Origin of the sequence: Streptococcus lutetiensis (genome assembly GCF_900475675.1) — a bacterium.
GTDB lineage: Bacteria > Bacillota > Bacilli > Lactobacillales > Streptococcaceae > Streptococcus > Streptococcus lutetiensis.
In genome coordinates this window covers 1,416,727-1,428,200 of sequence record NZ_LS483403.1, presented here as the reverse complement: position 1 = coordinate 1,428,200, position 11,474 = coordinate 1,416,727, and the positions used below count along the sequence as shown (strand labels likewise).

The following is an 11,474-nucleotide window of genomic DNA, read 5'->3' as shown; positions in this document are numbered from 1 at the left end:
GATGGAAAAAATCGGACAAACCTTGGCTAAACAGCTTTGCCAAAGTCGAACTGATCTTAATGAATTGACTCAAGCTATTTTAGCGGATAAGGAAATTGCTGATTTTATCACGTCAAATGGCTTGACCCAAGAGCAGATTAATCGTAGCCTCCCTAAGTTTAATCAATTTATGGTCGAACGTGAGAAGTTTCAAAATCAAGAAGCTTCATATGTGGCAAAAGGTTATAAGCCTGCTCTTAGCATGAATGAAGGATATGCCGATGTCATTTATTTAGAGACTCGCGAGTTGGTAGAAGCTAAAAAACGTCAAGATATTAAAAATCGTGTGACTTTGATTGGTTTGCCAACAAGTCTGAAGCATATTTCAACGGATGACATTGACCTTGGCGACCCTAACCGTATTGAGATTTATAATTATTTGAATAATTACATTAAAAATCTTGAGGATAAACCGCAAAAGGGACTTTATGTTTTTGGAACCTTTGGTGTCGGGAAATCTTATTTGATGGCTTATTTGGCAAATCGTCTGTCAGCTAAGTATGGCAAGTCAACAACGCTGCTACATTTTCCAACTTTCTGTGTTGACATTAAGAATGCCATTAATACTGGTACTGTGAAAGAACAGATTGACCAGATTAAGCAGTCTGAGATTCTGGTACTGGATGATATTGGTGCTGAGCAACAAAGTTCTTGGATTCGTGATGATGTGCTCCAAGTGATTCTTCAGTATCGCATGCAAGAAAATCTGCTAACGTTCTTCACTTCTAACCTTGATTTTAAGGGACTTGAAGAACACTTCTCAATCTCACGTTCTGGTGATGAAACTTGGCAAGCCAAACGTGTTATGGAACGTATCCGTTATCTAGCTCGAGAAATTCATCTCCAAGGTGAAAATCGACGTTAATTGTATAAATCATTAAGAGTGATAAATAGATAAAAGAATGTGAAAGGAATTTCGGCGAAGACATCCAAGATGTTTTCGTGTGGCAAGCAGTCACTTAAAGCAGTCCTGAGCTGTTTTAACGAACAGGTATTAAGAATTATGGCTTTACCTACAGTTGCTATTGTCGGACGTCCAAACGTCGGCAAATCGACTTTGTTTAACCGTATCGCAGGTGAGCGTATTTCAATTGTTGAAGATGTCGAGGGTGTTACTCGTGACCGTATCTATACAACAGGTGAATGGCTTAACCGCAAGTTTTCATTGATTGATACTGGTGGTATCGATGATGTTGATGCACCATTTATGGAACAAATCAAACATCAAGCTGATATTGCCATGACAGAAGCAGATGTTATCGTCTTTGTGGTATCAGGGAAAGAAGGTGTGACAGATGCTGATGAGTACGTTTCAAAAATCTTGTACCGTACCAATAAACCAGTTATTCTAGTTGTTAATAAAGTGGACAACCCAGAAATGCGTAATGATATCTACGATTTCTACTCACTTGGTCTTGGCGATCCATACCCAGTTTCATCTGTTCACGGGATTGGTACAGGGGATGTTTTGGATGCTATTGTTGAAAACCTTCCTATGGAAGAAGAAGACGAAAATCCAGATATCATCAAATTCAGTTTGATTGGACGTCCAAACGTTGGTAAATCAAGCTTGATTAATGCGATTCTTGGTGAAGAACGTGTTATCGCAAGTCCAATTGCTGGTACAACACGTGATGCCATTGATACAAACTTTACTGACAGCGAAGGTCAAGAATATACAATGATTGATACTGCTGGTATGCGTAAATCTGGTAAAGTTTATGAAAACACTGAAAAATACTCAGTGATGCGTTCAATGCGTGCTATTGACCGTTCAGATATTGTTCTTATGGTTATTAACGCTGAAGAAGGTATTCGTGAGTATGATAAACGTATCGCTGGTTTTGCACATGAAGCTGGTAAAGGGATTATCATCGTTGTTAACAAATGGGATACCATCGAAAAAAATAACCACACTGTAGCAAAATGGGAAGAAGACATTCGTGATCAATTCCAATTCTTGTCCTATGCTCCAATTATCTTCGTATCAGCAGCAACAAAACAACGTTTGAACAAATTGCCTGAAATGATTAAGAAAATCAGTGAAAGTCAAAACAAACGTATTCCATCAGCTGTTCTTAACGATGTTATCATGGATGCGATTGCTGTTAACCCAACACCAACAGATAAAGGTAAACGTTTGAAAATCTTCTACGGTACACAAGTTTCCGTTAAACCACCAACGTTTGTTATCTTCGTTAACGAAGAAGAGCTTATGCACTTCTCATACATGCGTTTCTTGGAAAATCAAATCCGTGCTGCATTCGGTTTCGAAGGTACACCAATCAACTTGATTGCCCGTAAACGTAAATAAGACGAAAGCACCTGTCGGGGTGCTTTTAAAATGTACACAAGATTATTTTTTAATCTAAATAGATTCTAAATATTGTTACACTTCAATTTTTAGATTTCATTTGCGAGCGAAGGGAGCATTAGATGATACTTTACGTCGTGGTGAAAGTGGCTAGAACTTAATAAAGTTAGCTACCCGAAAGTTTTGAGACCTTAGGCTCAAAACTTAGGCATGGAATTCTTTGGATTCCTTCAACAGTCCACTGGACTGTTGAACTTTCCGACGGCACCACCTAAGTAAAGTATCAAAAATAAACTTGATTAATCATTTTTTCAAGCTAAAGAGAGTTGAATCTGATATAATTAAAGGATAAGGAAAAAGGTGGTGGCTTAGATTGGGTAGAATGATTCCAGGTCGAATTCGCAATCAAGGGATAGAACTTTACGAACAAGGTTTGGTTGATGTTATCAGTAAGCAAGAAGATTTAATTCAGGCAAAGGTGGGAACGCACCATCTTCAATATTCGCTAGAAGATGAACAAGTAAGATGTGACTGTGACTTTTTTGCCAAGAAAAAATATTGTGAGCATTTAGCAGCCGTAGAATACTATCTTAAGAATAATATGGAAGGAAAAGAGTTATCAGATGAATTGAGCTCACACCAAGAAACACAGCAAGAAACTAAGAAAAATACCTCTTTTGGTAGTGTTTTTTTGGATGGCTTGGTGATTAACGATGATGATACCACAAAATATCGCTTGGCAGCTCATGGTAATCAAAGCCCATATTCATCAGATTATTGGTGGACGTTGAAAATTAATCGATTGCCAGATGACCGCGCATATGTTGTCCGAGATATTAAAGCCTTTTTGAATGCTGTTAAAAATGAGGGATATTACCAGATTGGGAAAAATTATTTTGAACCTTTGTCATTGATTCAATTTGATGAAGCCAGTCAGGAATTGATTCAATTTTTATGGCGAGTGATTCCAGATGGTGATCATCTTGATGTTGACTACATCTTACCAAATCATGGTCGAAATCTTTCATTGACAAGTGGAACTTTTGAAGAAGGTATCAACCTCTTTAATGACCTTTATGATTTTTCATTTGAACACAATCATCAAACTTATGGACAGCTGATTTTTAGACCACTAAGTGGTTTAGAAGACCTAATTCAATTTAAAGTGGTGGTTCATCGTCAATCAATTGAATTAATCATTAGTGAAAAAGAATATCAACCGCTCTTTAATAATGCCTTTTTGTTCACAAATGGGTTTATTTATAGTTTGAATTTGAAGCAACAAAAGATTTTAACGGCCATTCGCAGTTTGCCAATTGAAGCTGATTTGGCGAAACATTTGTTCTTTGATTTAGATGATCAAGCCAAATTAGCAGCCAGTCTTTTAGATTTTAAAGAGCTTGGTAAGGTGGAAGCGCCGAAAAGTTTTGATATTCGTGATTTCAAAGTAACTTTTTATTTAGAACTCAATGAATACCGAGAAGTTGCTTTGCACGTCTCTTTTGATTATGGCAATGTCACTGTTCATAGCAAACGTGAGCTTGAGGAATTACCGTTTGCCAGTCATTTTAAACATGAAGAAAAAGTCTTTAGAACCTTGGAAGCTAATGGTTTCTCAGCTTCATTCTTGTCTTACCATGCGCCGTTAGCTGATAAGGATTTGTATGATTTCTTCACACGAACTTTGGGACAATTAGCGCGACTAGGTCAGGTCACTTTGTCTGATGAGTTGGAGGAAATGCGACAATTTGAAGAGCCAAAGGTTTCTGTTCATACTAAAGGTGGTCTGCTAGATATCTCATTTGATTTTTCTACAGTTTTTGAAAATGATATTGATGGTGCCTTAGAAGCGCTCTTTAAAAATCAACCTTATTTTGTCAATGGGTCTGGTAAGTTAGTTGTCTTTGATGAAGAAACCCAACGTGTTAGTAGCACTCTTCAAAACTTACGTGCCAAACAACTGGATAATGGGCATTTGCAACTGGATGCTATTTCAGCTTTCCAAATTTCAGATTTGTTCCAAGGAAATGACCGCATTTCTTTCTCAAAAGAATTTGAACAATTGGCACATGATTTAACACATCCAGAAGAATTTGAAGTCACTTTACCACCTCTACAAACACAATTGCGTGATTACCAAATGACTGGTGTTCGTTGGATGTCCATGCTTGACTACTACGGCTTTGGTGGTATTCTAGCTGATGATATGGGACTGGGTAAAACCCTTCAAACCATTGCTTTTCTAGTTTCGCACTTAAAAGAAAAAACGCGTATTTTAATCTTATCACCGTCAAGTTTGATTTATAACTGGAAAGATGAATTCACTCGCTTTGCGCCTGAGATTGACGTGGCTGTTTCTTATGGTTTAAAAGCTGTGCGTGATGAAATTATCGCTGAAAATCATCAGGTGGTGATTACAAGCTACTCTTCTTTCCGCCAAGATTTTGCAGAATACAATCAATTGAATTTTGATTATTTGATTTTGGATGAAGCACAGGTGATGAAAAACATCCAAACGAAGATTGCGCATTACTTGCGTCAATTTGAAGTTAAGAATTGCTTCGCCCTTTCAGGAACACCAATCGAAAATAAACTCCTTGAAATTTGGTCAATTTTCCAAATCGTATTGCCAGGTTTATTACCAGATAAAAAACACTTTTTAAAAATGGATGCCAAACAAGTCGCACGATTTATCAAGCCGTTTATTATGCGTCGTCGCAAAGAAGAAGTTCTGCCAGAGTTGCCAGATTTGATTGAAATCAATTATCCAAATGAGCTTGATCATAAGCAAAAAGCCATTTATCTTGCACAGCTCCGTCAAATGCAAGAAACCATTGCTGGAGCTTCAGATGCGGATATTAATCGTCGTAAAATCGAGATTTTATCAGGCATCACACGCCTGCGTCAAATCTGTGATACCCCAGCGCTCTTTATGGATTATCAGGGAGAAAGTGGAAAACTTAATAGTCTTCGTGATTTATTAACGCAAATCAAAGAAAATGGTCACCGAGCACTTATCTTCTCACAATTTCGTGGCATGCTGGATATTGCTGAACAAGAGATTGAAGAACTGGGCTTAACTTCATATAAGATTACTGGTTCGACACCAGCCAATGTTCGTCAAGAAATGACTCGTGCCTTTAACAATGGTTCAAAAGAGACCTTCTTGATTTCCTTGAAAGCAGGAGGAGTAGGTTTGAACCTGACAGGGGCTGATACCGTTATTCTGATTGACCTTTGGTGGAACCCAGCGGTGGAAATGCAAGCCATCAGCCGTGCTCACCGTATTGGTCAAAAAGAAAATGTTGAAGTCTATCGTTTGATTACGCGTGGGACTATTGAAGAAAAAATCCTTGAGATGCAAGAAAGTAAGAAAAATCTTGTCACGACAGTTCTTGATGGTAATGAAACAAGAGCAAGCATGACCATCGAAGAAATCAAGGAAATTCTTGGATTAGAGCATTAAGATTTAAGTCAGTCTAACCTTTAAGGAAGACTGACTTTCTTTTTATGAAAACTTTGAAAAATGGAATGAATTAGTTTATAATAAAAATGCTACAAAGTTGGAGCTACGTTTAAAAAGTTAGGGGCTTAGGCCTGGTTTTTAAGCGTTAGCATTTAGTTACTAGGACGAGGGGTTGTCAAGGATAAGTTCCCCATATTTCTTAGTGAGTGATGATAATTAATAAACATAATACGTTAAGAGAGGATGTGACGCTGTGATTAGAAATCAAAGACGCTTTCCGCTTGTTGCAGACGGGGAGCCAGTAAGCAATCCCCCCAAAGTAATGGCTTTATATGAAAATGAAGACTTGATTACCAATATTCACGGAGCTTATCAAGATAAAAGCTATGATGATGTTACTAGAGACTATAATTTTGTTGGCAAAGATGAACAAGATGCCAGCCGCATAGAATCGGTGACTCAAGGTAAATCTTATGCTGAGTTAGCGCGTGAAGAAGCAAGACGTGATATTCGAAGAAAACGTCAAGATTACCTTTCAAAAGAAGTAAAAGCGCCGTCTAAGGCAGCTTTACAGCAGCAGCTTAAGGCAACATTGCCTAAGAAAACAGCAAAGCCTACAAGCAGTTTGAGTCATTTAGCTGAAAAATTGCATCAAGATGATTATATCTTGGCAGAGATTCCCGTAACCTATAAAAAGCCAGATAATTCATCAACAATTAAACCTAAGAAAAATAATTATGACTTCTTAAAAGAAAGTCAAATTTATAATAAGGAAGTCTTGCAAAGTCAAAGAGAACACAAAGTGGCTCAAGAATTGAATTTAACACGCTTTGACGATGCAAAATAAACTGCACTGCAGTTGTATATAGAGGAGAAAACATGTCTAAAACCTATCATTTTATCGGAATTAAAGGATCTGGTATGAGTGCTCTTGCTTTGATGTTGCACCAAATGGGACACAAAGTTCAAGGAAGTGACGTTAGTAAATACTATTTCACACAACGTAGTTTAGAACAAGCAGGAATTGAAATTCTTCCATTTTCTGAAGACAATATCACATCAGATGTTGAATTAATTGCCGGTAATGCTTTCCGTGAAGATAACAATGTCGAAATTGCCTATGCTGTCAAAAATGGTTTCCAATTTAAACGTTACCATGAATTCCTTGGTGATTTCATGCGCCAATTCACAAGTTTTGGTGTAGCAGGTGCGCACGGAAAAACTTCAACAACAGGTTTGATGGCACATGTTCTTAAAAACATTACAGACACATCATACTTAATTGGTGATGGTACTGGACGTGGTTCAGCTAACAGCAATTACTTTGTCTTTGAATCTGACGAATACCAACGTCACTTCATGCCTTACCACCCAGAATACTCAATCATCACAAACATCGACTTTGACCACCCTGATTATTTCAAGAGCATTGATGATGTTTTCGATGCTTTCAATGATTACGCAAAACAAGTTCAAAAAGCTTTGTTCTTGTTTGGTGATGATCCATATCTTCGTAAAATCACATCTGATGCAGATATTTACTACTATGGATTTAAAGATAGCGATGATTTCATGGCTTATGATGTTGTTCGTACAACAAACGGATCTGCTTTCAAAGTAAAACATGGTGAAGAAGAATTTGGTTCATTCCACCTTCCAGCATTTGGTCGTCACAATATCTTGAATGCGACAGCTGTTATTGCTAACCTTTACGTAGCAGGTATTGATATGGAATTGGTAGCAGAACACATGAAGACATTTGCTGGTGTTAAACGTCGTTTCACTGAAAAAGTAATTAACAACACAACAATCATTGATGACTTTGCTCACCATCCAACTGAAATCGTTGCGACGCTTGATGCTGCACGTCAAAAATACCCAAGCAAAGAAATCGTAGCTGTTTTCCAACCACACACATTCACACGTACAATTGCACTTTTGGATGAATTCGCTAATGCTTTGAATCAAGCTGATTCAGTTTACTTAGCACCAATCTATGGTTCAGCACGTGAAGTTGACCATGGTGATGTTAAAGTTGAAGACTTGGCTATTAAAATTAATAAATCAGCTAAAGTTATCAGCCTTGATAATGTCTCACCATTACTTGACCATGATAATGCTGTTTACGTCTTCATGGGTGCTGGTGATATCCAAATGTATGAACGTTCATTTGAAGAATTGTTGGCAAGCTTGGCTAACAACACACAATAATAACCAATTATCTTGAAAAGGAGCGAAAGCTCTTTTTCTTTTGTGGAGGATTTTATGATTATCAGAAATGTACGCCTTGAGGATTTAGAGGCTATCGTAGCTATTGAACATGAGAATTTTTCTGACCAAATAGCAGCAAGTTGAGAAGATATGAAACAACGTATTTTGACCATTCCAGATACGTTCTTAGTAGCTGAGCTTGCTGGGAAGATTTGTGGTTACATTGAAGGACCTGTGATTGGACAACGTTACTTAACAGATGATTTATTCCATCACGTTGTTAAAAATCCTGACCACGGAGGTTTTATTGCTATTACGAGTCTTTCGATTGCCCCTGATTTTCAGAATTAAGGTATCGGGATGGCTTTGCTGGCTACGATGAAAGATTTAACTGTTACTAGAAAGTGCATAGGTCTCACCTTGACCTGTCATGAGCAGCTTATCCCTTACTATGAGAGAAATGGTTTTATCGATGAGGGAGAGGCAGACTCAGCACATGGCGGAACCACTTGGTTTAATATGGTTTGGGAGTCCCCAGCAGTAGCGTAAGAAGCGACAAAGTGATTGTTAAGAATAGATAACAAAGACTGCTGCGAGTTGATTTTCACTATATTTTAGGATATAATGGCGATTGATTAAGAGTAGGAGGATAAGCTTTGACCGAATTTAACGACGATAAGCCAAAAACTCAAAAAGAAAAAAGTTTTAAGGAGCAAATTTTAGCTGAACTTGAAGAAGCTAATTGCTTACGCAAGCAACATGATTTAGAACCTCGCCAAAAGGAAAAAGAAGCAGAAGAATTTGCGCATCGAACGGCTGAACTAATGGCTGAATACGAAGCAGAAGATCGAAGAGAGCGTCAAGAGGCTAAGATTCGAGAAGAAAAACGTCACCTTGAAGAGAAAGCGAAAACTGCTTTAGCTGAGAATCAGATTGAAACCAAAATAGATAATCAAAAAATTAAAGACATACTGAGAAATATCGATCAGACCTTCAACCCTGATGGAGCAGAGTCAGCTAAGGCTGATGATGAGCACGAAAGTTACTTAGTGAGAGCAACAGATGGTGTGGGTTATGATGGTAATCCAGATATTTCTGATACCCCTTCAGGTGAGTCTGAATCAAAAGATAATCTTCAATTTGAGCAAGATTCTGAGCAATCAGATGAAACAGAGACAGACTTGGAGAATAGAGTGGGAACAAAACGCAGAAGAAAACGTCAAAAGACAAATAGTTTAGCAGGAAAAATTGCTTTATTTTTAATTTCAACAATTATCATTACCTTAATCGCAACAGGTTTCTTTGTGTACCGCTATGTTGATAGTTCTATTAAGCCACTTGATAGTTCATCAAAGAAATATATTACGGTTGATATTCCAGAAGGATCTGGGAACAAATACATCGGACAAATCCTTGAGAAATCTGGTGTGATTAAGAGTGCAACTGTCTTTAATTACTACACAAAATTTAAAAATTACAGCAATTTCCAAAGTGGATACTATAATTTGCAACCAAGCATGGATTTGGATGAAATTTGTAAACAACTTAAAGAAGGTGGAACTCCTCAACCAGAAAAACCGTCGCTTGGTAAAATCTTGGTAACTGAAGGTTACACAATCAAGCAAATTTCTGAAGCTGTGACTAAAAATGCAGCTAAGAAACATGCTTCAACGCCATATACGACTGATGATTTCTTGAAAGTTGTTCAAGATGATGCCTTTATTTCAAAAATGACAGCTAAGTATCCAAAACTTTTAGGCAGTCTTCCTGAGGCTGATAAAGTAACTTATCGACTAGAAGGTTACCTTTTCCCAGCAACATACAGCTACTATGAAAAGACAAGTATGGAAGATATTGTTGAGAACATGATTTCAACAATGGATTCTTATATGTCTCAGTACTACGATACTATTGCTGCAAGTGGAAAATCAGTTAACGATGTTTTAACCCTTGCATCATTAGTTGAAAAAGAAGGTTCAACTGATGATGATCGCAGAAATATTGCTAGCGTCTTTTATAATCGCATAAATAATGACATGCCACTCCAAAGTAATATTGCTATCTTGTATGCAATGGGTAAACTTGGTGAAGAGACTAGTCTAGCGGCTGATGCAAGTATTGACACATCAATTGATTCACCGTATAATGTTTATACCAACACTGGTTTGATGCCTGGTCCGGTAGACGCTCCTAGTCTATCGGCTATCGAGGCAACTGTTAACCCTGCTTCAACGAATTACTATTACTTCGTTGCAGATGTTAAGACAGGTAAGGTCTACTACTCAGAAAACTTTGATGACCACAAAGCTAATGTTGAAAAATATGTTAATAGTCAAATAAATGAATAATTGATGACAAACATGGTGTGACTAACATCATGTTTGTATTTGTAGATTATCCAAAAAAAAATAAATTTTTAGAAAAGAGATAGAAAATGGCAGAAAAAACTTATCCAATGACCCTTGCTGAAAAAGAACAACTTGAACAAGAATTAGAAGAACTAAAATTAGTTCGTCGTCCAGAAGTTGTTGAACGTATTAAAATCGCTCGTTCATACGGTGACCTTTCAGAAAACTCTGAGTACGATGCAGCCAAAGACGAACAAGCATTTGTTGAAGGCCAAATCCAAATTATTGAAACTAAAATCCGTTATGCTGAAATCATTGATAGCGATGCTGTAGCAAAAGATGAAGTTGCTATCGGTAAAACAGTCACTGTTCAAGAAGTTGGAACAACTGATAAAGATGTCTATCATATCGTTGGTGCTGCTGGTGCTGATATCTTCTCAGGTCGTATCTCTAACGAAAGCCCAATCGCTCAAGCTTTGATTGGTAAGAAAACAGGCGACATCGTGACAATCGAATCACCTGCTGGAAACTACGATGTTGAAATCATCAGCGTTGAAAAAACTGCTTAATCATAAAAAAGGCTGTTAAGCCTTTTTTATTTATCCTGTTATAAAAGGTAAACTAAAACACCAGGAAGGTTATCTGGCTCTATAATTTCTGTAGTGGGTAAAATCCTGCTAAGAAGTTATGGAGCTTTTGAGTATACAAAAAGTCCCATATGACTTAAAATTTAAAGCGACGTAACAATAAATAGAAAGAATCATATGAGGCAACTCTATCATACTATAGAATTAATCGGAATTAAAGACAAAATATCACTTTAACTAAAGTTTGGAAAGTTCTAAAATGAAGTTAGCCACCTAAGGGTATCAGAAATACATCACTAAAGCCATTAAGCTTCCTTATTCTAATGCCAAACTTGAAGCAACCAACAAGCTCATCAGAGATATTAAACGAAACGCTTTTGGTTACAGAAACTGTGACAACTTTAAAAAACGCATTTACCTCGCTTTGAACAGCAAAAAAGCGAGAACAACAATTGTTCTCGCCAGAGCTTAACTTTGCCACCCACTACAGTTGACAAAGAGCCGGTTAT

Annotated in this window: 7 protein-coding genes and 2 pseudogenes; all 9 read left to right on the top strand. The window is 37.3% G+C overall.

The window, feature by feature from the left end:
* The first annotated feature begins 1 nt into the window (after position 1).
* Positions 2-904, top strand: coding sequence for a primosomal protein DnaI (dnaI, locus tag DQN23_RS07180; protein WP_020917355.1), 903 nt, complete (start codon positions 2-4; stop codon positions 902-904).
* Positions 905-1,042: 138 nt separating this feature from the next.
* Positions 1,043-2,353 carry a ribosome biogenesis GTPase Der gene (gene der, locus DQN23_RS07175; protein WP_061408486.1) on the top strand — a complete coding sequence of 437 codons (1,311 nt, stop codon included), beginning with the start codon at positions 1,043-1,045 and terminating at the stop codon, positions 2,351-2,353.
* A gap of 373 nt (positions 2,354-2,726) precedes the next feature.
* Positions 2,727-5,819 carry a DEAD/DEAH box helicase gene (locus DQN23_RS07170; RefSeq protein WP_111699020.1) on the top strand — a complete coding sequence of 1,031 codons (3,093 nt, stop codon included), beginning with the start codon at positions 2,727-2,729 and terminating at the stop codon, positions 5,817-5,819.
* Positions 5,820-6,072: 253 nt separating this feature from the next.
* The gene (locus tag DQN23_RS07165) at positions 6,073-6,666 is read left to right on the top strand and encodes a hypothetical protein (protein ID WP_020917352.1); all 594 of its coding nucleotides are present in this window, start codon (positions 6,073-6,075) and stop codon (positions 6,664-6,666) included.
* A 32-nt stretch (positions 6,667-6,698) separates the two neighbouring features.
* Positions 6,699-8,030, top strand: a complete 1,332-nt coding sequence (murC, locus tag DQN23_RS07160; RefSeq protein ID WP_020917351.1) for a UDP-N-acetylmuramate--L-alanine ligase — start codon at positions 6,699-6,701, stop codon at positions 8,028-8,030.
* 54 nt (positions 8,031-8,084) lie between these two features.
* A pseudogene (locus DQN23_RS07155) lies at positions 8,085-8,579 on the top strand (GNAT family N-acetyltransferase).
* A 107-nt stretch (positions 8,580-8,686) separates the two neighbouring features.
* Positions 8,687-10,378: an endolytic transglycosylase MltG gene (mltG, locus tag DQN23_RS07150; protein ID WP_111712971.1), complete on the top strand. Its 1,692-nt coding sequence runs from the start codon at positions 8,687-8,689 to the stop codon at positions 10,376-10,378.
* An 86-nt stretch (positions 10,379-10,464) separates the two neighbouring features.
* Positions 10,465-10,947 carry a transcription elongation factor GreA gene (greA, locus tag DQN23_RS07145; protein WP_020917348.1) on the top strand — a complete coding sequence of 161 codons (483 nt, stop codon included), beginning with the start codon at positions 10,465-10,467 and terminating at the stop codon, positions 10,945-10,947.
* Between the two features lie 298 nt (positions 10,948-11,245).
* Positions 11,246-11,437, top strand: a pseudogene (locus DQN23_RS07140) (transposase); the annotation flags it as partial.
* Between the last annotated feature and the right edge of the window lie 37 nt (positions 11,438-11,474).

Excerpts from the sequence above, each read along its gene's own strand:
- dnaI (WP_020917355.1), top strand. The coding sequence starts at position 2 with ATGGAAAAAATCGGACAAACCTTGGCTAAACAGCTTTGCCAAAGTCGA.
- der (WP_061408486.1), top strand. The coding sequence starts at position 1,043 with ATGGCTTTACCTACAGTTGCTATTGTCGGACGTCCAAACGTCGGCAAA.
- murC (WP_020917351.1), top strand. The coding sequence starts at position 6,699 with ATGTCTAAAACCTATCATTTTATCGGAATTAAAGGATCTGGTATGAGT.
- greA (WP_020917348.1), top strand. The coding sequence starts at position 10,465 with ATGGCAGAAAAAACTTATCCAATGACCCTTGCTGAAAAAGAACAACTT.